At 73.6% G+C, this 19,472-nt stretch carries 23 protein-coding genes and 1 tRNA gene; 8 read left to right on the plus strand and 16 right to left on the minus strand.

Annotation, left to right across the window (positions count from 1 at the left end):
- Positions 1–62: 62 nt before the first annotated feature.
- On the plus strand, positions 63–686 hold the full coding sequence (locus ACWIX7_RS06595) for a TetR/AcrR family transcriptional regulator (RefSeq protein ID WP_448620755.1): 624 nt from the start codon (positions 63–65) through the stop codon (positions 684–686).
- A gap of 1 nt (position 687) precedes the next feature.
- On the opposite strand, the gene ACWIX7_RS06600 is transcribed toward ACWIX7_RS06595, so the two are convergent.
- The gene (locus ACWIX7_RS06600) at positions 688–1,185 is read right to left on the minus strand and encodes a DUF427 domain-containing protein (RefSeq protein WP_448620756.1); all 498 of its coding nucleotides are present in this window, start codon (positions 1,183–1,185) and stop codon (positions 688–690) included.
- Between the two features lies 1 nt (position 1,186).
- On the minus strand, positions 1,187–1,417 hold the full coding sequence (locus tag ACWIX7_RS06605; RefSeq protein ID WP_448620757.1) for a DUF3618 domain-containing protein: 231 nt from the start codon (positions 1,415–1,417) through the stop codon (positions 1,187–1,189).
- A gap of 111 nt (positions 1,418–1,528) precedes the next feature.
- Between ACWIX7_RS06605 and ACWIX7_RS06610 the strand changes: the two genes are divergently transcribed.
- A tRNA-Leu gene (locus tag ACWIX7_RS06610) sits at positions 1,529–1,609 on the plus strand.
- Positions 1,610–1,623: 14 nt separating this feature from the next.
- Here ACWIX7_RS06610 and ACWIX7_RS06615 read toward each other — a convergent pair.
- Positions 1,624–2,544, minus strand: a complete 921-nt coding sequence (locus tag ACWIX7_RS06615; RefSeq protein WP_448620758.1) for a DUF6910 family protein — start codon at positions 2,542–2,544, stop codon at positions 1,624–1,626.
- Between the two features lie 288 nt (positions 2,545–2,832).
- On the opposite strand from ACWIX7_RS06615, the gene ACWIX7_RS06620 reads away from it, so the two are divergent.
- Entirely contained in the window at positions 2,833–3,696 is an 864-nt protein-coding gene (locus tag ACWIX7_RS06620) for a hypothetical protein (RefSeq protein WP_448620759.1), read from the plus strand.
- A 58-nt stretch (positions 3,697–3,754) separates the two neighbouring features.
- On the opposite strand, the gene ACWIX7_RS06625 is transcribed toward ACWIX7_RS06620, so the two are convergent.
- The 3 genes from ACWIX7_RS06625 to rph all read right to left on the minus strand — a co-directional run bounded on the left by ACWIX7_RS06625 (position 3,755) and on the right by rph (position 7,223).
- Positions 3,755–5,746 carry a putative bifunctional diguanylate cyclase/phosphodiesterase gene (locus ACWIX7_RS06625; RefSeq protein WP_448620760.1) on the minus strand — a complete coding sequence of 664 codons (1,992 nt, stop codon included), beginning with the start codon at positions 5,744–5,746 and terminating at the stop codon, positions 3,755–3,757.
- Between the two features lie 116 nt (positions 5,747–5,862).
- A complete protein-coding gene (gene rdgB, locus ACWIX7_RS06630) occupies positions 5,863–6,474 on the minus strand; it encodes an RdgB/HAM1 family non-canonical purine NTP pyrophosphatase (protein WP_448620761.1) in 612 nt (203 codons plus the stop codon).
- A complete protein-coding gene (gene rph, locus ACWIX7_RS06635; protein ID WP_448620762.1) occupies positions 6,471–7,223 on the minus strand; it encodes a ribonuclease PH in 753 nt (250 codons plus the stop codon). The genes rdgB and rph overlap by 4 nt, the downstream gene beginning before the upstream one ends.
- A gap of 61 nt (positions 7,224–7,284) precedes the next feature.
- Between rph and ACWIX7_RS06640 the strand changes: the two genes are divergently transcribed.
- Positions 7,285–7,689, plus strand: a complete 405-nt coding sequence (locus ACWIX7_RS06640) for a YjbQ family protein (protein ID WP_448620763.1) — start codon at positions 7,285–7,287, stop codon at positions 7,687–7,689.
- 148 nt (positions 7,690–7,837) lie between these two features.
- Positions 7,838–8,338, plus strand: a complete 501-nt coding sequence (gene bcp, locus ACWIX7_RS06645) for a thioredoxin-dependent thiol peroxidase (protein WP_448620764.1) — start codon at positions 7,838–7,840, stop codon at positions 8,336–8,338.
- Here the strand turns inward: bcp and ACWIX7_RS06650 are convergent.
- The 6 genes from ACWIX7_RS06650 to ACWIX7_RS06675 form a co-directional block, all read right to left on the minus strand.
- Positions 8,278–8,928, minus strand: a complete 651-nt coding sequence (locus ACWIX7_RS06650; protein WP_448620765.1) for a DUF4262 domain-containing protein — start codon at positions 8,926–8,928, stop codon at positions 8,278–8,280. The genes bcp and ACWIX7_RS06650 overlap by 61 nt on opposite strands.
- A gap of 82 nt (positions 8,929–9,010) precedes the next feature.
- On the minus strand, positions 9,011–9,967 hold the full coding sequence (ligD, locus tag ACWIX7_RS06655) for a non-homologous end-joining DNA ligase LigD (RefSeq protein ID WP_448620766.1): 957 nt from the start codon (positions 9,965–9,967) through the stop codon (positions 9,011–9,013).
- Positions 9,968–10,082: 115 nt separating this feature from the next.
- Positions 10,083–10,823, minus strand: a complete 741-nt coding sequence (locus ACWIX7_RS06660; RefSeq protein WP_448620767.1) for an MBL fold metallo-hydrolase — start codon at positions 10,821–10,823, stop codon at positions 10,083–10,085.
- A gap of 72 nt (positions 10,824–10,895) precedes the next feature.
- Entirely contained in the window at positions 10,896–11,846 is a 951-nt protein-coding gene (locus ACWIX7_RS06665) for a PLP-dependent cysteine synthase family protein (protein ID WP_448620768.1), read from the minus strand.
- A 50-nt stretch (positions 11,847–11,896) separates the two neighbouring features.
- Positions 11,897–12,175 carry a ubiquitin-like small modifier protein 1 gene (locus ACWIX7_RS06670; protein ID WP_448620769.1) on the minus strand — a complete coding sequence of 93 codons (279 nt, stop codon included), beginning with the start codon at positions 12,173–12,175 and terminating at the stop codon, positions 11,897–11,899.
- A gap of 215 nt (positions 12,176–12,390) precedes the next feature.
- Entirely contained in the window at positions 12,391–12,864 is a 474-nt protein-coding gene (locus tag ACWIX7_RS06675; protein ID WP_448620770.1) for a Mov34/MPN/PAD-1 family protein, read from the minus strand.
- An 88-nt stretch (positions 12,865–12,952) separates the two neighbouring features.
- On the opposite strand from ACWIX7_RS06675, the gene ACWIX7_RS06680 reads away from it, so the two are divergent.
- Positions 12,953–13,309, plus strand: coding sequence for a hypothetical protein (locus ACWIX7_RS06680; RefSeq protein ID WP_448620771.1), 357 nt, complete (start codon positions 12,953–12,955; stop codon positions 13,307–13,309).
- Here the strand turns inward: ACWIX7_RS06680 and ACWIX7_RS06685 are convergent.
- Both ACWIX7_RS06685 and clpS read right to left on the minus strand, forming a co-directional pair.
- A complete protein-coding gene (locus ACWIX7_RS06685) occupies positions 13,248–13,745 on the minus strand; it encodes a DUF2017 family protein (protein WP_448620772.1) in 498 nt (165 codons plus the stop codon). The genes ACWIX7_RS06680 and ACWIX7_RS06685 overlap by 62 nt on opposite strands.
- Positions 13,746–13,819: 74 nt before the next feature.
- Entirely contained in the window at positions 13,820–14,116 is a 297-nt protein-coding gene (gene clpS, locus ACWIX7_RS06690; RefSeq protein ID WP_091215792.1) for an ATP-dependent Clp protease adapter ClpS, read from the minus strand.
- A gap of 64 nt (positions 14,117–14,180) precedes the next feature.
- Between clpS and ACWIX7_RS06695 the strand changes: the two genes are divergently transcribed.
- Complete coding sequence (locus ACWIX7_RS06695) at positions 14,181–15,464, plus strand: nicotinate phosphoribosyltransferase (protein ID WP_448620773.1); 1,284 nt, start codon at positions 14,181–14,183, stop codon at positions 15,462–15,464.
- Positions 15,465–15,475: 11 nt separating this feature from the next.
- Positions 15,476–16,048 carry an isochorismatase family protein gene (locus ACWIX7_RS06700; protein WP_448620774.1) on the plus strand — a complete coding sequence of 191 codons (573 nt, stop codon included), beginning with the start codon at positions 15,476–15,478 and terminating at the stop codon, positions 16,046–16,048.
- A 144-nt stretch (positions 16,049–16,192) separates the two neighbouring features.
- On the opposite strand, the gene serB is transcribed toward ACWIX7_RS06700, so the two are convergent.
- Both serB and ctaD read right to left on the minus strand, forming a co-directional pair.
- The gene (gene serB / locus ACWIX7_RS06705) at positions 16,193–17,470 is read right to left on the minus strand and encodes a phosphoserine phosphatase SerB (RefSeq protein WP_448620775.1); all 1,278 of its coding nucleotides are present in this window, start codon (positions 17,468–17,470) and stop codon (positions 16,193–16,195) included.
- 236 nt (positions 17,471–17,706) lie between these two features.
- Positions 17,707–19,458, minus strand: a complete 1,752-nt coding sequence (gene ctaD, locus ACWIX7_RS06710) for an aa3-type cytochrome oxidase subunit I (RefSeq protein ID WP_448620776.1) — start codon at positions 19,456–19,458, stop codon at positions 17,707–17,709.
- Positions 19,459–19,472: the final 14 nt, after the last annotated feature.

Raw genomic sequence — 19,472 nt, forward strand, 5'->3', positions numbered from 1 at the left:
ATGCGACGACATGCAGCCTCAGACCCGTCGTCGTCGCTCACTTGAATGTCTAAGGTCAACTCATGGTGGTTCTGCACGAGGCCGGGCCGGTGCGCTCCTCGCGGGGTGGGCGCCCCCGGGACCCGAGCCGCGACGGCGTCATCCGGGCGGCCATCCTGCGTCTCCTGGCGGAGGTCGGGTACGGCGCGCTGACGATGGACGCCGTGGCCGCGGAGGCCGGCGTCGGCAAGGCGACCATCTACCGGCGCTGGCGCACCAAGCACGACCTGGTGGTGGACACGCTCTCGGACATCAACCAGGCGATCGCGGTCCCGCCGGACACCGGCTCGGTGGAGACCGACGCCCGAGCGCTCATGGACCTGGTCATCACCACCGTGCAGAGCCCGGCGGGTGCGGCGATCCGCTCGCTGCTCCCGGCGATGCAGTACCAGCCGACCCTGGTCGAGGCCTTCCGGAAGGGCCCGCTGGCCGTGTGGCGCAACGCGTTCGCCGCGATGTGGGCTCGGGCCGAGGCGCGCGGTGAGGTCCGACCCGGCATGAAGGGGACGGTGACGGCCGAGGCCATCAGCGCGCTGATCGTCCAGCGCTGGCTGCTGACCGGCGAGCCGCTGGACCCTCCCTACGTCGACGAGGTGTTCGAGACCGTCGTCCTGCCGCTGCTCCGCAACGCCCGGCCGGCCGGCTGACTCACCAGCCGAGCGTCCCCGGCTCCCCCTTGAACGGGCCGACGACCTCGTCGGTGATCCAGCCGCCGTAGAAGTCGCCGGCCTGCGCCCGCACGGTCTCCCCGTCGACCACCGCGCGGTCGACCCGGCTCGGGTAGAAGGCGACCGCGCCACGCAGGGCGGCGTAGCGCGTGACGGGGTCCTCGTAGGACCAGGCCACGCCCGGGTACCGCCGTCCGTCGACGACGGCGTCCCAGTAGGTGGCCGCGCCCTTCCACTCGCACCACGAGCTGCCGGCAGCGCGCTGCAGGACGCCCTCGGCGACGTCCTCGCGGGGGACGTAGTAGACGGGCGGGTGGCTGGTCTCGCAGACGCGGACCGCCCGGTCGGTGCTGGCGACGACCCTCTCGCCGAGCTCGACGACGACCCGCCGCTCCGTCACCTCGGCGGAGGGCGGGCGCGGGTAGTCCCAGACCGACTCCTGTCCGGGACCGACGGGGTCGGGGCGGGGGTGCGCCACGTCAGTCGTTGCGGTGCCGGACCTTCTGGACCACGACGAGGGTCATGAGCAGGCCGACCGCGCCGACCGCCGCCATGCCCACCGGCGTCTGCAGGAACTGCTGGACGACGGCCTGCCCCTGCGACTTCAGTCGCTGGGGGCTGCTCCGGTAGACCAGGTGGTCCAGGGTGGCCGCGAGCGACTCACGGGCGGCGTCGATCTCCAGCTGGATCTGTCGAGGGTCGCGAGGCACGGCCGACAGCCTGCCAGACGGCGCCGCTCGGGGCGCGCCCGTCGGCCGGAGGCCACCCGCACGGGCGGCTCCGCGAACGCGCTGGCCCCGCTCCCTATGCTCGGGAGTCACGCGGGAGTGGTGTAACGGCAGCCACGCCAGACTTAGGATCTGGTGCCTTCGGGCGTGGGGGTTCGACTCCCCCCTCCCGCACCGGTCGCAGCTCCTCAGCCGAGCGCGACCCGGAGTTCGAGTGCCGCGGACGCACGGGTGGGGTCGTCGTCGTCCACCACGGCCAGCAGGTGCGCCGCACCGTCGCGGACGGCGCGCAGGGCCAGCCCCTCGACCTTGGCCACGCGCCCGTCCACCTCCGGGATCCTGCTGACGTCCAGCACGGTGTCCCCGTCGACCAGCACCAGCGCCGAGGCCACCACGGGCCCGTCGTCGACGGCGTTGGGCGTGTCCTCCGCGGCGGCGCTGAGCACCAGCCGACCGTCGGGCAGGGCGATCGCGTCGGTGACCGCGAGTCCGACGCCGGCCACCTCCCCGAGCTCGTAGACCCGCGGCCGTCCGACCGGGACCGACGCGGCGTCCAGCCGGCCGAGGACGGCGTCGACCAGACCTGCCAGCGGGACGTCGACGCTGCCCGGAAGCACCCCCGCAGCCAGGTTGCCGCGGTTGAACCACCGCACCGTGTCACCACGTCGTGCGGCGCCCTCGAGGTTGAGCTGGTCCGCCGTGAGCCCGAGGCACTCCACGACGGCGGCGTGGAGCGGCGCGAGTTCTCCCGCCCGCGCGACCGGCTGCCCGTCGTCCAGGCGCGCCAGCACGCCACGCGTGCGCCGGTCCGTGGACCCGGAGCCCAGCAGCAGCACCGCCGGCTCGCCATCCACCTCCGCGGGGCAGGCCACCTCGAGGTCGGGCTTGAGGCGCTTGGTCCCGGCCGTCTCGCTGAACCGGTCGTGCCCCTCCACGGGCGGCAGGAGGCGCACCGGGGCGACGGAACCGGCACACCACCACGCGGCGGAGGTCGAGTCGTCCTGGGCGATCAGCCAGCCGTCACCGAGCGGCGCGATGGCGGAGGCCGCGGTGACCGGTGTCCCGTCGTCGAAGTACAGCGCACGGCCGTCGTCCACCGAGATGAGCACGACACCACCCTGCCCGCGGACGTGGCGACCCGCTCGGGACGACCGGCCGGTCGGGACGTGTCCGGACGACGACACCACCGTTCCAGCGCCTGCACGAGGGGTGAGGACGCGTCGTTCCGAGAGCAGGATCACAGGATTGCATCACCGCAGCTCAGCGGCTTGCTGAGCGTGAGCGACCCTGAACGCGCAGCGACAGGAACCCGTAGCCTGGTCAGGCAGGCCCGTCGCGCACCGCTGCCCGGCCCGGCCGCCCCTCCCCTGCACCCTCCATCGACCCCGTCGGAGCTCATGACCTCCCCGCGCCCCGAGACGACCGACCGAACCGAGAAGATCGAGGACAAGGACACAGACAAGGACCAGCCGAAGGGCCTCCAGCTGAGCGCCACCCAGGTCGCCGCCGGCGCCCTGGCCTCGGTCTCCTCGGCCGTGGTGGCCTCCTTCTTCGGTCTCGCCGGTACCCTGATCGGCGCCGCGCTGGCCAGCGTGATCAGCACCGTCAGCGCCGCCCTCTACAGCAACTCCCTGCAGAAGACGAACGAGAAGCTGCGGCGCGCCCGCGGCCAGCTCACCGGGCGCCAGTCGCCGGTCGCCGAGACCAAGGTCGCGGCGTCCGCACCGGCGACTCCCGCGACCCAGGTGCTGCCCGCGCACCTCGACCCGCGCCGCGCCCCGGCTCGGCGTCCCCGGCCCCGCTGGACGAGGGTGGCCGTCTACGCCGCCGCCGTCTTCGCCATGGCCATGGGCGTCATCACCGGCATCGAGCTGATCGGGCAGAAGCCGGTGTCCGCGCTCGTCGGCGGCACGCAGACGTCGCAGGAGACCACGATCGGCGCGATCACCAACGCGTCGTCGTCCTCCGACGTGCAGCAGGAGGAGGAGCCGTCGTCGCCGTCCTCCACCACCGCGCCGGCGACCGGGACGAGCGCGCCGACCACCGGCCCCGAGGAGGAGTCGGCGTCGTCGGACGAGGACGAGACGTCCGACAGCGACGGGACCGGGTCGGCCACGCCGACGCGGACCTCGGAGGCGGAGCCGACCACCAGCAGCGAGCCGACGGGCTCGTCGGCCGACTCGTCCGAGCAGGACTCCTCCCAGGACTCGTCCTCGGAGGACGACACCTCCCCAGCGGCCGGGGCCGAGCCGACGCCCTGACCCGACGCGGAGACGCCCGCGGCCCCGGTGCACACCGGGGCCGCGGGCGTCCGTGCGTTCAGGCGCGGACGGCGACCGTCGCGTCGAACCAGGCCTCCAGCCGCTCGGCCGCCATCGGCCGGCACACGTAGTAGCCCTGCGCCACGTCGCAGCCCATCGCACCCAGGCTGTCGCAGGTCGTCTCGTCCTCGACGCCCTCGGCGACGGTGGTCAGGCCGAGGTTGTGCCCGAGCTCGACCACCGACCGCACGATGAGCGCGTTGCTCGGGTCGGCCGCCATCCGCGCGACGAACGAGCGGTCGATCTTCAGCTGGTGGACCGGCAGGTCCTTCAGCTGCGCCAGGGACGTGTAGCCCGCGCCGAAGTCGTCGATGGAGAGCGTGACGCCGCAGTTGGCCAGCCGGGTGAGGATCCGCCGGGCCCGGTCGGGGTCGGCGGTAATCGCGCTCTCGGTGACCTCGAGCTCCAGGCCGGACGCCGGTACCCGCCAGCGCGCCAGCAGCTCCTGCACCTCCTCGACGAAGTGCTCGTCGAGGAGGTTGCGCGCCGAGACGTTGACCGCCACGGTCAGCGCCCGGCCGGCGTCCCGCCAGCGGGCGCACTGCTCGAGCGCGGCGTCCAGCACGTACCGGGTCAGCGGCCGGATGAGCGGCGTGCGCTCGGCGAGCGGGATGAAGTCGCCGGGCGGGACGAGACCGCGCTCCGGGTGCTCCCAGCGCACCAGCGCCTCGACACCGCACACGTCGGCACCGGGCAGCGCGACCTTCGGCTGGAAGTGCAGCACCAGCTCGCCGGTGTCGATCGCCCGGCGCAGCTGGCCGAGCAGGCCCAGCCGCTCGGGGCTGTGGTCGTTGAGCGAGGCGTCGTACACGCAGGCGCCCAGACCGCGGTCCTTGGCCGAGTACATCGCGATGTCGGCGTTCTGCAGCAGCGACTCGACGTCGTCCCCGTGCACGCCGGACAGCGCGATGCCGATGCTGGCGTCGACGTCCAGCGAGACGCCGTCCACCTCGATGGGCGCCTCCATCGCGACCAGCGCCCGGTCGGCCAGCTGCCGGGCGGACTCCTCGTCGCCGACACTGGGGACCAGGATGGCGAACTCGTCGCCGCCGAGCCGGGCCACCGTGTCGCTGCCGCGGACCGTGGCCCGCAGCCGGTCGGCCACCGCCTGCAGGACGACGTCGCCGTAGGCGTGACCGAGGGTGTCGTTGATCTCCTTGAACCGGTCCAGGTCGATGAGCACCAGCCCCACGGCGCCGGCGTCGGGTCCGGTCAGCGCGTCGTCCGCACGCCGGCGCAGCAAGGTGCGGTTGGGCAGGCCGGTCAGCGCGTCGTGCAGCGCCTGCTGACGGTTGCGCTCGGCCTGCGCGACGGTCTCCCGCCGGCTGCGGGTGAGCACCAGCGTGAACCAGGTGACGAGGGCCAGTCCGACGCCGAACAGGACCGGCGTGGTGACCAGCAGCACCTGCTGGACGTCCCGCATGGACTCCAGCGAGTCGCCGGCCTCGATCCAGTGCCGCTCCGCCTCCGCCTGGATCTGGTCCTCGATCGCGTCGAAGTGCGGGTCGACGTGGGTGTCCTCGAACTCCTCGGCGATGCCGCGGTTCCCCGCGGCGGTGGCCAGGAGCATCCGGACCGCGTACTCGTACCGGGCGTGCAGCCGCAGCCACTCCCCGACCGGGTCGTCGTGGTCATCGGCGCCGACGGAGCCCATCGCCTCGATGGCCCGGCGGGTGGCCGCGCTGGTTCCCTCGTACTCGGCGAGCAGCCCGGCGTCCGGGGTGACCGCGAGCCGGTCGACCAGCTCCTCCTGCTGCTCCAGCGAGCGCTCGGCCTGCTGCGACCACTCGGAGACCGCGGCGCTCTCCTCGACGTCCGCCGAGGCCCGGGCGTTGGTCACGGCGGCGGTCACCGAGAAGGCGGTCAGCACCAGCAGGACGGCGACCAGACCGGCGGTCGCCGTGTGGGTCGACAACCGCGGGCCGCGCCACGTCCCGGTCGCGGGTGGGCGACGGGCGCGGGTACGGCTGGGCCAACGGTTGCGGTGCATCGTCCCTCGTCGTCGTCGCACCCGCTCCGTGCGGGTGACAGGCGAGGGATCGGGTGCCTGCCCGGCCGGGTGCAGCCGACAGCCGCGCTCGTCCCCCCGAGGGGTGAGCGCGCCGGTCAGGACCGGCCGAGCAGCTCCGCGACCAGGGGGACCAGCGCGGCGAAGGCCTGCCCGCGGTGGCTGCGCGCGTCCTTCTCCGCTGCGGTGAGCTCGGCGGCGGTGCGCTCCAGCCCGTCGGGGAGGAACACGGGGTCGTAGCCGAAGCCGTTGGTGCCCCGCGGCTCCCGGACCACCTGGCCGCGCCACGACCGCTCGAGCACCCGCTCGGCGCCATCCGGTGTGACGATCGCGGCCGCGCACACGAACGCCCCGCCGCGACGCTCGTCGGGGACGTCGGCCAGCTGCCCGAGCAGCAGCGCGGTGTTCGCGGCGTCGTCGCCGTGCCGGCCCGACCAGCGCGCCGAGAGGACGCCGGGCATCCCGTTGAGCGCGTCCACGGTCAGGCCGGAGTCGTCGGCGACCGCCGGCAGCCCGGTGTACCGGACCGCCTCGCGGGCCTTGAGCAGCGCGTTCTCCGCGAACGTCGCGCCGGTCTCGGGCGCCTCCGGGTACTCCGGGACGTCGCGCAGACCGACCACGGCGACCCCGGGGACGGCGCTCTCCAGCAGCCGCTGGAGCTCGGCGAGCTTGCCGGGGTTGCGGGTGGCCAGCAGCAGGTGGTCGCTCATCGGACGCCGGCCTGCTGCAGCGCCTCGGTCTGGACGCGGGTCAGCTCGGCGCACCCGCCGACCGCCAGATCGAGCAGCGCGTCGAGCGTGCCGCGGTCGAAGACGCCGTTCTCCGCGGTGCCCTGGACCTCGACGAAGCTGCCGTCGCCGGTGCAGACGACGTTCATGTCGGTACCGGCGCGGACGTCCTCCTCGTAGGCCAGGTCCAGCCGCGGCTGCCCGTCGATGACGCCGACGCTGACCGCCGCGACCGACTGCACGATCGCGTTCGCCCTCGCCAGCTTCTTCCGCTCGCCGAGCCACGAGACGGCGTCGGCCAGCGCGACGTAGGCGCCGGTGATGGCCGCGGTCCGGGTACCGCCGTCGGCCTGCAGGACGTCGCAGTCGATGGCGATGCTGTTCTCGCCGAGCGCGCCGAGGTCGATCGCGGCACGCAGCGAGCGGCCGATGAGCCGGCTGATCTCGTGGGTGCGCCCGCCGATGCGGCCCTTGACCGACTCGCGGTCGCCGCGGGTGTGCGTGGCGCGGGGCAGCATCGCGTACTCGGCGGTCACCCACCCCAGGCCCGAGCCCCTGCGCCAGCGCGGCACCCCCTCGGTGACGCTGGCCGCGCACAGCACGCGGGTGCGGCCGAACTCGACCAGCACCGAGCCCTCGGCGTGGTCGAGCCAGTGGCGGGTGATCGTCACGGGACGGAGCTGGTCGGCCGCCCGGCCGTCGGGACGAGGCTTCGCCGAGGTCGTGGTCACGTCCGCCGACAGTAGTGCGGGGTCTGCGTGCCCCCTGGTCCGGCTGGGCAGGATCTCCGGCATGCGATCTGAGCTGCGGACGGTCCGGACCGGAGGCGTGCCCACGGTGGTCGACCTCACCGACGAGTGCGCCGAGTTCGTGCGCACCGAGAGCGACGGCCTCCTGCACGTCTTCGTGCCGCACGCGACCGCGGGCCTGGCGATCATCGAGACCGGCTCGGGCAGCGACGACGACCTGCTGGCCCAGCTCGACGTCCTCCTCCCCCGGGACGAGCGCTGGCGACACCGGCACGGCAGCGCGGGGCACGGCCGCGACCACGTGGTCCCCGCGTTCGTCCCGCCGCACGCCAGCGTGCCGGTGCTGGAGGGCCGGATGCAGCTGGGCACCTGGCAGCGGATCTGCCTGGTCGACACGAACACCGACAACCCGCAGCGGCATGTCCGGTTCTCCTTCCTCGCCGGCTGAGAGAACCTCCTCCCCCACCCCACCGCGGCCCCGTCCGGAGGCTCGCCCCGAGCCGGCGAGGGGTGAGGAGGACGGGTTCCTCCCACCTGCAGGGGCCGCACGTCCACCCTCTGCACCGTGGTCGGCCGGGCGCGGCAGGATGACGGGTGTGACCGACACCGACAGCGGCTTGTCCACGGCCCCCGTCCGCCTCGCCCCCGGTGACCTCGCGCCGGAGTTCACGCTGCCCGACGCCGACGGCAACCCGGTGTCGCTCGCGAGCTACCGCGGCCGCCGGGTGATCGTGTACTGCTACCCCGCGGCCATGACGCCGGGCTGCACCACGCAGGCCGTCGACTTCACCGCCGCCGCCGGCGACCTGGCCGAGGCCGGCCTGGACATCATCGGCATCTCCCCCGACCCGACCGAGAAGCTGCTGCGCTTCCGCGATGAGGAGGAGCTGCGGATCACGCTGCTCTCCGACCCGGACAAGCAGGTGCTGACCGCCTACGGCGCGTACGGGACCAAGAAGCTGTACGGCAAGGAGGTCGTGGGCGTGATCCGGTCGACCTTCGTCGTCGACGCCGAGGGCCGCATCGAGAAGGCCGCCTACAACGTCAAGGCGACCGGGCACGTCGCCAAGCTGCGCCGCGACCTCGGCCTGGGCTGAGGAAGGACCACCCCTCCCCCCACGCCTCGTAGACGGCCCCCCTCCGCAGGCTCGGGGCGGGTCCCGGGACGGGGCCGGCGGGACCCTCGAGGATGGCCGCCCGTCCACGCCCGCCACGTGCCGGGGCGCGGCTGGCACTCCGGCCCGCACGGGTAGCCCTCCTCCCAGGGGAACCGCCCGTCCGCGTGGCTCCAGGCCAGCTGGAACGCCGGCACCGAGTACTCCGGTGGCCGCTGGTGGAAGCGGTTGGCGCCCAGCACCACCTCGCCCGGGTTCGGTGAGGCCTCGACGTAGAGCCGGCCGGCCCCGTCGTCCCGGACGACCAGCTCGCCGGGCACCAGGTCGCGACCGGCGGCGACCTCCTCGGCCACCCGCTGCAGCACGCCGTGGGTCGTGCCGACACCCAGTCCCACCAGCACGAGCTCGAGGTGGCCGAGCCCGAAGAGCCCGATCGTGCAGCCGAAGGAGGGCTCGTCGTCCTCCTCGCCGGAGCCGACGTACTGCACCGCCCAGCGGTGCTGCCGGATCACCCGGGCGAGGTGCGTGTCCTCCTGGTCGAGCCAGGCCGTCGTCTGCGGGTCGAGGGGCATGCGCGGAGCCTGCCCGGGCGGTGCGCTGCCCTGCCGGCGGGCTGTGGACGGCGCCGTCCGCTGTGGAGGGAGCCGCGGACCATCAGTCCCCCGCCTCCGCACGCCGGGCCCGGGCGCGGCGGCGGCCCTCGTGCATGGCCTGCACGCGGGCGACCGGGATGGCGTGGCCCTCGGCGACCAGGTCAGCGGGCAGCTCCTGGGGGTCGGGCAGCAGCGCCCTCCACGGGTCGCCGTCCCCCAGCCGCTCGGGCGCCGTCCGGACGGTCACGTCGCCGGGCTGCACCGATGGCAGGTCCGCCCACACCACGGGCGCCGACACCGGCAGGCCGGGGCGGATGCGGGGGCTGTAGGCGGCCACGATCGTCGAGGAGCCCGAGCGGGTCGAGTCGAGGAACACCCGGCCGTGCCGGTCCTCGCGGATGTAGGCGGTCGTGGCCAGGTCCGGGTCGAGTGCGGCGGCACGGGCGGCCAGGGCGCGGGTCGCGGCGGCGGCGTCCTCGGGCGACACGCCCCGCACCGGGACGACGACGTGCACGCCCTTGGACCCACTCGTCTTCACCGCCCCGGCGAGCCCCGCGGCAGCGAGCGCGCGCCGCACCAGCTCCGCGGCCTGGACCACCACGCCGAAGTCGGCCCCCTCCGGCGGGTCGAGGTCGAGCACGATGCCGGTCGGCTCCGCCTCGGCGCCCGCGACGAAGAAGGGGACGTGGAACTCGACCGCCCGCTGGTTGGCCAGCCACAGCAGCGTGCGGCGGTCGTCGCAGAGCACCTGGTGCACCTCGCGGTGCGCGCCGTACGACCAGACGGGGACGGTGCGCACCCAGTCCGGGGCGCCCTTGGGGACGTTGCGCTGCATGAAGGGCTCCTGGCCGGGCCGCACGCGCTTCACCGACAGCGGCCGGCCGGCCAACTGGGGCACCAGCCGGTCCGCGAACGCGTCCAGGTGGTCGACCAGCTCGCCCTTGGTGACCTCCAGCCCATCACCCAGCGGGGCATCGAGGCTGGTCAGCCGGACGCCGTCCCGTTCGTCGTCGACCACGCGGTCCACGCTGCCGCCCGGAGGTCGGGGCGGCAACAGCGGCGGGCACGGCTACCGTCGCCCGGGTGACGCCCGCGCCCCGGCTCCCACTGGCGGGGGGCAGAGGGGTCCTCTCTCAGACCTCGTAGGTGGCCCCGGGCTCGACCAGCTCGGCCGCGGGGAAGACCGCGCGCGCCGACGCCAGCTGCGCCGTCCGGTCGATCCACGATGGGACGTGGGTGAGCAGCAGGCGGCCGACACCGGCCGCGGCGGCGTGCTCGCCGGCCTCCCGGCCGGTGAGGTGCAGGTCCGGCGGCAGCCCGGGGACGTCGGGGTGCGCGGCCTCGGCCAGCAGGACGTCGACGCCGCGGGCCAGCTCGACGACGGCGGTGCTGGCGCCGGTGTCCCCGGTGTAGACCAGCGACCGGCCACCGGCGGTCAGCCGGACGGCGTGGCACTCGACCGGGTGCGCGGTACGGACCGTCTGCACCTGGAAGGGGCCGAGGTCGAACGGCGCGCCGGTGAGGACGGCGAAGTCGAAGACGTCCTCCAGCGGGGCGCCGTCCCCGTAGTAGGCCGCCGCCAGCCGCCGGTCGGCGCCGGCCGGGGCGTAGAGGGGCACCGGCCGGCGCCGGGAGCGCCCCGAGTAGCGGTGCCAGACGATGAACGGGGCGACGTCGAGGCAGTGGTCGGCGTGCAGGTGCGACAGGTACAGCGCATCGACCGTGGCCGGGTCGGCGAGGGCCTGCAGCGTCCCGAAGGCGCCGTTGCCGAGGTCCAGCAGCACGCGGAAGCCGTCGTGCTCCACCAGGTAGCTCGACGCGGGCGACGTCGGCCCCGGACCGCTGCCCGAGCAGCCGACCACCGTGAGCCTCACTCGACCGCCCCCTGCTGCGACGCCAACGACGCAGGTCAGGCTAGCTGCAGGCGCCGGGAGACCGGACTCCGCTCAGGCCCACAGCTGGCCCTCGAGCGCGGAGGTCGCCTCCTCCAGCGTGCCCGCGTAGGCACCGGTGGACAGGTACTTCCAGCCGCCGTCGCAGACGATGAAGACGATGTCGGCCTTGCGGCCGGCCGCGACCTCCTTGTCGGCGATGCCCAGGGCGGCGTGCAGGATCGCGCCGGTCGAGATGCCGGCGAAGATGCCCTCCTGCTCGACCAGCTGCCGGGTACGGCGGACGGCGTCCTGCGGCCCGACGCTGAACCGGGAGTCCAGCAGCTCCGGGTCGTAGAGCTCGGGGACGAACCCCTCGTCGATGTTGCGCAGCCCGTAGACCAGCTCGCCGTAGCGCGGCTCGGCCGCGATGACCCGCACCTCGGGCTTCTTCTCGCGCAGGTAGCGGGACACGCCCATGAGCGTGCCGGTGGTGCCCAGGCCCGCGACGAAGTGGGTGATGGAGGGCAGGTCGGCGAGGATCTCCGGACCGGTGCCGGTGTAGTGCGCCTCGGCGTTGGCCGGGTTGCCGTACTGGTAGAGCATCACCCAGTCGTCGTGCTCGGCGGCCAGTCCCTTGGCGACGGCGACGGCCTGGTTGGAGCCGCCGGCGGCCGGCGAGCTGATGATCTGCGCGCCGTACATCTCCAGCAGCTGGCGCCGCTCGATCGAGGTGTTCTCCGGCATGACGCAGATCAGCCGGTAGCCCCGCTGCCGGGCCACCATCGCCAGCGAGATCCCGGTGTTCCCGCTGGTCGGCTCGAGGATGGTGTCGCCCGCCTTGAGCTTCCCCTCCTTCTCCGCCGCCTCGATCATCGAGATGGCGGCCCGGTCCTTGATCGAGCCGGTGGGGTTGTGGTCCTCGAGCTTGGCCCACAGCCGGACGTCAGGGGACGGCGACAGGCTCGGCAGCCCCACGAGCGGGGTGTTGCCGAGCGAGTCGACCAGGGAGGCGAAGCGGGCCATGGGGGGTGCTCTTCCGGGAGACGGGCGGGGGTGCTGCGAGCGACGGGCGCTCAGCAGCCGCCGGCGACCGCCGGGAGGATGGTGACCGAGTCGCCGTCCTTGACCTGGGTGTCCAGCGCACCGGTGAAGCGCACGTCCTCGTCGTTGACGTAGACGTTCACGAAGCGGTGCAGCTTGCCCTCCTCGGTGACGAGGCGGTTCTTCAGGCCCGGGTGCTTGGCGTCGAGGTCGTCGACGAGCGCGGCCAGGGTGTCCCCGTGGCCCTCGACGGTCTTGTTGCCGCCGGTGTGGGTGCGCAGGATGGTCGGGATCCGGACCTCGATGGCCATGGCGTGCTGTTCTCCTCAGGACTCGGGTTGCTGCTGCGCGAGCGCGCAGCGGGACGTGCGTCTGGTCGGGGAACGCCCGCGGACCGCCGGGTCATTCCGGGGCGCCCGCAGGAGGCCCCGTCCTCCTCACCCCCCGGGGAAGGACCCCGTCCTCCCCACCTCGCAGGCTCGGGGCGGACCCGGGACGGGGCCGGAGCCCCGGGACGGGGCCTCCTTCAGTCGTAGACGACGGTGGTCGGCGAGTGGCCGAACAGGTAGGACTCGACGACCTCGACGTCCTCCTCGGTGACGACGCCGTCGACGATGCGGAAGCTGCGGAACTCGACCTCGTCGCCGGCCAGGCCGGTCTGCCCCCCGTGGTGGCGGGTGGACACCAGGACGTAGTGCGCGTTCGGCTCCGAGGCGTAGCTGATGTCGGTCCGCGAGGGGTACGCCTCGGTCGCGGTGTGCGAGTGGTAGATCACCACCGGCTCCTCGTCCCGGTCGTCCATCTCCCGGTACAGCCGCAGCAGGTCGCCGGAGTCGAACTCGTAGAACGTGGGCGACCGCGCGGCGTTGAGCATCGGGATGAAGCGCTCGGGGCGGTCACTGCCCTCGGGGCCGGCGACGACGCCACAGGCCTCGTCCGGGTGGTCCTCCCGGGCGTGGGCCACGATGGCGTCGTAGGTCGCGCGGTCGATGCGCAGCACGCCCCCAGTCTAGAAGGACCCCGTCCTCCCATCCCTCGCGGGCTCGGGGCGGTGCCCTGGACGGGGCCGGCCGATACGGTGCCCGTTCGTGGTCCTGGAGCTGCTGATGATCGCCGGGGTGCTGGCCGTGGCGGTGCCCGCACTGCTGGGCGGGGCGGTGGGACTGCGCCAGCGCAGCGGCCACTACAGCAGCGACGTCACCGCCGACCGGATCTCCCTGGTGCTGCTGGTCACCGGCCGGCTGCTGACCCTGCTGCTGGTCGGGGGGCTCTCGCTCGTCGTCCTCGTCAGCGCCGTCGGGGCGATCGTGCGGGACCTGCAGATGCCGGGTCTGGTGTCGGTGTTCTTCGTGCTCGACCTGCTGATCGCGGTGCTGGTCGTGCTCACCTTCGGCCGGCGCGACCGGCGGCGAGTGCGTCGACGAGCGACCCCTGCAGCCCGGTGAGCCAGTAGTACACGGCCAGCTGCTGCCCCTCCTCGCTGGCGAGGTCCTCCGGCGGCTCGGTGTCCTCCTGGATGTCGAGGCGGGTGCCCAGCGCCAGGCGCAGGTCGTTGCTGGTGCGCAGCCAGGCGGTCGCCTGCTCGCGGTCCAGGCGGACGGTCCCGCCGTCCGGTGGCAGGCCGGCGCGGACCGTGGCCAGGTCGTCGGCCTTGCCCGCACGCAGCGAGGACTCGGTCAGCTCGCGGTAGTCGGCGGCCAGCTCGGGGTCGCTGCGGTGGCCTGCGGGCAGCAGCCGGTCGAGCACCGGGTCGCCGGTGACGTCCTCGGCGTCGGCGGTGAGCAGCTGCTCGAGCTGGTCGAGCAGCAGCGCGAGGATGCGGACCTCGGCCGGCTCCAGCCGGGCCACCAGCTCGTCGCCCTTGCGGCGGAAGGGCCTCATGCGGTCTCCTCGCTGGCGCTCGTCGCCCGCATGGGCCCGGCCTGCTGTGGCCCTGCGTGAGCTCGCAAGCTCGCTCACGAGTCCTGCTGGTAGCTGGCCCACAGGCCGTAGGCGTGCAACCGGCTGGTGTCGTGCTCCATCTTCTCCCGCGGGCCGGAGCTCACGATCGCCCGGCCCTCCTCGTGCACCTGCAGCATCAGCGTGGTCGCCGTCGGCTCGTCGTAGCCGAACAGCTCCTGCAGCACGTAGGTCACGTAGGTCATGAGGTTGACCGGGTCGTTCCAGACGATGGTGACCCAGGGACGGTCGAGGTCGCCGTGCTCCTCGACGGTCTCCTCCGGCGTCCGTGTCGGCGCGAGTGGTCCGGCCACGGCTCCACTGTAGGAGACCCGCCCGGGCGGTGGACCTGCGCGGCCCCGCCTAGGCTCCGGGGCCATGCCGACGGGTCCCGCCCTGCTCACCGACCGGTACGAGCTCACCATGGTCGCCGCGGCCCTGGCCGACGGTACGGCCGACCGCGACTGCGTGTTCGAGACCTTCGCCCGCCGGCTGCCGCACGGGCGGCGTTACGGCGTGCTCGCCGGCACCGGCCGGCTGCTGGAAGCGCTGCCGGACTTCCGGTTCACCGACGAGGACCTCGCCGCGCTGCGGGAGCAGGGGCTCACCGACTCCCGGCTCCTGGACTGGCTGGCCGGGTTCCGCTTCAGCGGGGACGTCGACGGCTACGCCGAGGGCGAGCTGTTCTTCCCCGGCTCCCCCGTGCTGACCGTCCGCGCACCGTTCGCCCAGGGGGTGCTGCTGGAGACCCTGGTGCTCTCGGTGCTCAACCACGACAGCGCGATCGCCTCCGCCGCGGCCCGGATGGTCACCGCGGCCTGCGAGCGGCCGTGCATCGAGATGGGGTCGCGGCGCACCCACGAGGGGGCCGCGGTCGCCGCCGCCCGCGCCGCGTACCTGGTGGGCTTCGCCTCGACCTCCAACCTCGAGGCCGGCCACCGCTACGGGGTGCCCACGACCGGCACCAGCGCGCACGCCTTCACGCTGCTGCACGACGACGAGGAGTCGGCCTTCCGTGCCCAGGTCGCCACGCTCGGCGTCGGCACGACGCTGTTGGTGGACACCTACGACGTCGACCAGGGCATCCGCACCGCGGTGGAGGTCGCCGGCCCGGAGCTCGGCGCCATCCGGCTGGACTCCGGCGACCTGCCCACGCTCGCCACCCACGCCCGCGAGCTGCTCGACGAGCTCGGCGCCACGCGCACGCGGATCATCGTCACCAGCGACCTCGACGAGTACGCCATCGCCGGGATGATGGCCGCGCCGGTCGACGGCTACGGCGTCGGGACGTCGCTGGTCACCGGCTCCGGCGCACCGACGATGGGCATGGTCTACAAGCTGGTCGAGCGCGACGGCGTCCCGGTGGCCAAGCGGTCCCTGGGCAAGCCGTCGGTGGGCGGCCGGAAGTCCGCCGTCCGCCGGCACGACGCGTCCGGGACGGCGACCGCCGAGGTGGTCACGAGCGAGCCGGTCCTGCCCCGGGACGGCGACCGGCCGCTGATCGTGGAGCTGGTCCGGGGCGGCGAGATCTGCACCCCGGCCACACCGCGCGAGGCGCTGGCCGCCGCCCGAGCGCACCACCAGCAGGCGCGCGAGGCGATGCCCGCGGAGGCGTTCGCGCTGTCCCGCGGGGACTGCGCCATCGACACCCTGACGGCCTGAGGAGGAGACCGATGACCCGCGCCCTGGTGGTCGTGGACGTGCAGAACGACTTCTGCGAGGGCGGCAGCCTCGCCGTCGCCGGAGGGGCGGACGTCGCCGCCGCGATCAGCGCGCACGTCCGCGCGCACGCCGCCGACTACGCGCACGTGGTGGCCACCCGCGACCACCACGTCGACCCCGGCGGCCACTTCGCCGAGGAGCCGGACTACCTGGAGACCTGGCCGGCGCACTGCGTGGTCGGTACGGACGGCGTCGAGCTGCACCCCCGACTGGAGCGTGCCCCCATCGAGGCGGTCTTCGACAAGGGCGAGTACGCGGCGGCCTACTCCGGCTTCGAGGGGCGCTCGGACGGCGTCCTCCTGGCCGACTGGCTGCGCGCGCACGGGGTGGTCGCCGTGGACGTCGTCGGCATCGCCACCGACCACTGCGTGCGGGCGACCGCGCTGGACGCCGTCGGCGAGGGCTTCGCGACCCGGGTGCTGCTGCCGCTCACCGCGGGCGTCAGCGAGGCGACCACGGACGCCGCCCTCGACCAGCTGCGCACGGCCGGCGTCGACCTGGAGGGCACCGTCCACCGCGGCTGACCGCGTGACGCCTGCGGGGCGGTCCGGCGCGGTGGCTCCGGGGAGCCGCCCTGCGAGGTGTCCCGACGAGTGGGGGCCGGAGGCCTCCGCGAGGAGGGGCGGGGAGGGCTCAGCGCAGCTCGGGGAGGGTACCTGGCCGCGGTGTCATCCGGAGGACGACACCGGCAGAGCGTCGAGGACCTCGTCGCGGGTGAAGCCCAGCACCTGCAGGACGGCGTCGAGGTAGGGCTGGTTGAGCGCCGTGTGCGCCTGCTCGCGCACGTAGGGCTTGGCGTTGAAGGCGATGCCGAGCCCGGCGGCGTTGAGCATGTCGAGGTCGTTGGCGCCGTCGCCGACGGCCACGGTCTGGTCCAGCGGGATGTCGTACCGGTCGGCGAAGCGGGCCAGCGCGCGGGCCTTGCCGGCGCGGTCGACGATCTCCCCCACCAGACCGCCGGTGAGCCGCCCGTCGGCCACCTCGAGGGTGTTGGCGGCAGCGAAGTCCAGGCCGAGCTGCTCGGCCAGCGGATCGGTGATCTGGGTGAAGCCACCGCTGACGATGCCGCAGCGGAACCCGAGCCGTTTGAGGGTGCGGATGAGCGTGCGCGCGCCCGGCGTGAACACCAGCGTCTCGCGGACCTCGTCGAGCACCTCGACCGGCAGCCCCTCGAGCGCGGCCACGCGGGCCCGCAGCGACTGGGCGAAGTCCAGCTCCCCGTTCATGGCGGCGGCGGTGATCCGCGCGACCTCGGCGGCCCGCCCGGCGCGCGCGGCGAGCTCGTCGATCACCTCGCCGCGGACCAGCGTGGAGTCGACGTCGAGCACGATCAGCCGCTTGCTGCGGCGAGCCAGGCCGACCTGCTCGACGGCGATGTCGGCGCCGCTGGTCGAGGCGATCGAGGCCAGAGCCGTGCGCAGCTCGGTGGCCTCCGCGCCGGAGACGGTCAGCTCGAAGCTGGTCACCGGGTAGTCCGACAGCCGGCGGATCGCCTCGATGTTGCCGCCGATACCGGCGATGGCCGCCGCGGCGCCGGCCACGGCCTCCGGGGGCACCGGGCGGCCGAGCAGGATGACGTGGTGGGGGCGGCCCTCCGGGGCGGCGTCGAGGCCCGCGTCGGCGGCCGACTCCACCTCGACCCGCACCCCGGTCGCCTCCGCGACCTCGGCGGCGAGCCGTTCGAGTGCGGCGAGGAACCGGCCCTCGTCCACCGGCCCGCCCTCGGCGGGCAGCGCCCCGACGACGACGCCGAGCACCAGCTGCCCGTGGACCACGACCTGCTCGACGTCGACCACCTCGACCGGCGGGAGCTCTCCGCCAGGCGCGGCGAGGGCCGAGAACAGCCGTGCGGTGACCCCCCGCCGGTCGCCTCCCGAGACGGTCAACAGCGCCCGCGGGGTGGAGACGGCGGTCGGTGACGTGCGGAGGGCGGGGTCGGGCGGCACGACAGCCATCCTCCCGCACCGCGCTCCGGCGTCCTGCCCCCGGCCCGGAGCGGGGCCAGGACCCGCCCCGAACGCCGCGACGCCCCGCCGGCCGGGGCCGACAGGGCGTCGCGGAGGTCGCGAGGACGGGTGGCCCCCTGCAGGGTCCCGCCGCGAGCCTGGCGAGGTGCTGGAACAGCCACCCTTCAGGGTCCCGCGCCGAGCGTGCGAGGCGTGGGGGGAAGGGTGGTCCTTCCTCAGGTGGGGTCGGGGTCGTTCGGTCCCTGCCGGCGACCGCCGGTGGCACCGAGCTCGGCGACATAGGAGTCGTGCCGCTTGCCGGCGTGTGCCTCCTGCTGCAGGCGCTCGACGAGGTGCGGGTAGTGCGCCTCGAACGCCGGCCGCTCGGAGCGGATCTTCGGGATCTCCACGAAGTTGTGCCGCGGCGGCGGGGACGACGTCGCCCACTCCAACGAGTTGCCGTGGCCCCACGGGTCGTCCCGCAGCGCCAGCCGGCCGTACCGCCACGACTTCGCCACGTTGTAGAAGAACGGGATCGTCGAGGCCCCGAGGATGAACGAGAAGATCGTCGAGACGGTGTTCAGCGTGGTGAACCCGTCGCTCGGCAGGTAGTTGGCGTAGCGCCGGGGGAAGCCCTCACCGCCGAGCCAGTGCTGCACCAGGAACGTGCCGTGGAAGCCGATGAAGGTCAACCAGAAGTGCAGCTTGCCCAGCCGCTCGTCCATCATCCGGCCGCACAGCTTCGGGAACCAGAAGTAGACGCCGGCGTAGGCCGCGAACACGACGGTCCCGAAGACCACGTAGTGGAAGTGGGCCACGACGAAGTAGCTGTCGTTGACGTGCCAGTCCAGCGGCGGGGAGGCCAGCAGCACGCCGGTCAGCCCACCGAGCAGGAAGGTCACCATGAAGCCGATGGAGAAGAGCATCGGCGTCTCGAAGGTCAGCTGACCCCGCCACATGGTGCCGATCCAGTTGAAGAACTTGATCCCGGTCGGCACGGCGATCAGGTAGGTCAGGAACGCGAAGAACGGCAGCAGGATCGCGCCGGTGGCGTACATGTGGTGCGCCCACACCGTCAGCGAGAGGGCGCCGATGGCGATGGTCGCGAAGACCATGCCCTTGTAGCCGAACAGCGGCTTGCGGCTGAACACCGGGATGATCTCGGTGACGATGCCGAAGAACGGCAGCGCGATGATGTAGACCTCGGGGTGCCCGAAGAACCAGAACAGGTGCTGCCACAGCATCGGCCCCCCGTTCTCCTCCGAGTACACGAGGGCACCCAGCTGCCGGTCCGCCAGGAGAGCGAACAGGGCGGCGGTGAGGATCGGGAAGGCGAAGAGCACCAGCAGGCTGGTGACCAGGGTGTTCCAGCAGAAGATCGGCATCCGGAACAGCGTCATGCCCGGCGCCCGCAGGCAGGCGAGCGTCGTGATGAAGTTGACCGCACCGAGGATGGTGCCCAGGCCGGACACCGCCAGGCCGGCGATCCACAGGTCGGCACCGGCGCCGGGGCTGTTGGTCGCGTCGGACAGCGGGGTGTAGGCGTACCAGCCGAAGTCGGCCGCGCCACCGGGGGTGAAGAACCCCGAGACCGCGATCGTGCTGCCGAACAGGAACAGCCAGTAGGAGAAGGAGTTCAGCCGCGGGAAGGCGACGTCGGGGGCGCCGATCTGCAGCGGCATGACCAGGTTCGCGAACGCGAAGAACAGCGGCGTCGCGAAGAACAGCAACATGATCGTGCCGTGCATGGTGACCAGCTGGTTGTACTGCTCCGGCGACAGGAACTGCAGAGCCGGCCGGGCCAGCTCCCCGCGCATGAGCATCGCCATCAGCCCGCCGATGACGAACCAGACGAAGGAGGTGGCCAGGTACATCAGGCCGATGGTCTTGTGGTCGGTGGTCCGCAGCAGGTTCGAGAGCCGCGAGCCCTTCTCGGCCTGGTGAACCGGGCTCGGCCGGCTCACGATCGGCGCCGGTGCGATCGTCACGGCCGCAGCTTAGA

Source organism: Geodermatophilus sp. URMC 65 (genome assembly GCF_053502545.1).

Excerpts from the sequence above, each read along its gene's own strand:
- ACWIX7_RS06625 (WP_448620760.1), bottom strand. The coding sequence starts at position 5,746 with ATGCACCGCAACCGTTGGCCCAGCCGTACCCGCGCCCGTCGCCCACCC.
- ACWIX7_RS06700 (WP_448620774.1), top strand. The coding sequence starts at position 15,476 with ATGACCCGCGCCCTGGTGGTCGTGGACGTGCAGAACGACTTCTGCGAG.
- ACWIX7_RS06665 (WP_448620768.1), bottom strand. The coding sequence starts at position 11,846 with ATGGCCCGCTTCGCCTCCCTGGTCGACTCGCTCGGCAACACCCCGCTC.
- rdgB (WP_448620761.1), bottom strand. The coding sequence starts at position 6,474 with ATGAGCGACCACCTGCTGCTGGCCACCCGCAACCCCGGCAAGCTCGCC.
- ACWIX7_RS06640 (WP_448620763.1), top strand. The coding sequence starts at position 7,285 with ATGCGATCTGAGCTGCGGACGGTCCGGACCGGAGGCGTGCCCACGGTG.
- ACWIX7_RS06670 (WP_448620769.1), bottom strand. The coding sequence starts at position 12,175 with ATGGCCATCGAGGTCCGGATCCCGACCATCCTGCGCACCCACACCGGC.
- ACWIX7_RS06695 (WP_448620773.1), top strand. The coding sequence starts at position 14,181 with ATGCCGACGGGTCCCGCCCTGCTCACCGACCGGTACGAGCTCACCATG.
- ACWIX7_RS06650 (WP_448620765.1), bottom strand. The coding sequence starts at position 8,928 with ATGCCCCTCGACCCGCAGACGACGGCCTGGCTCGACCAGGAGGACACG.
- ACWIX7_RS06595 (WP_448620755.1), top strand. The coding sequence starts at position 63 with ATGGTGGTTCTGCACGAGGCCGGGCCGGTGCGCTCCTCGCGGGGTGGG.
- ACWIX7_RS06620 (WP_448620759.1), top strand. The coding sequence starts at position 2,833 with ATGACCTCCCCGCGCCCCGAGACGACCGACCGAACCGAGAAGATCGAG.
- ACWIX7_RS06685 (WP_448620772.1), bottom strand. The coding sequence starts at position 13,745 with ATGAGGCCCTTCCGCCGCAAGGGCGACGAGCTGGTGGCCCGGCTGGAG.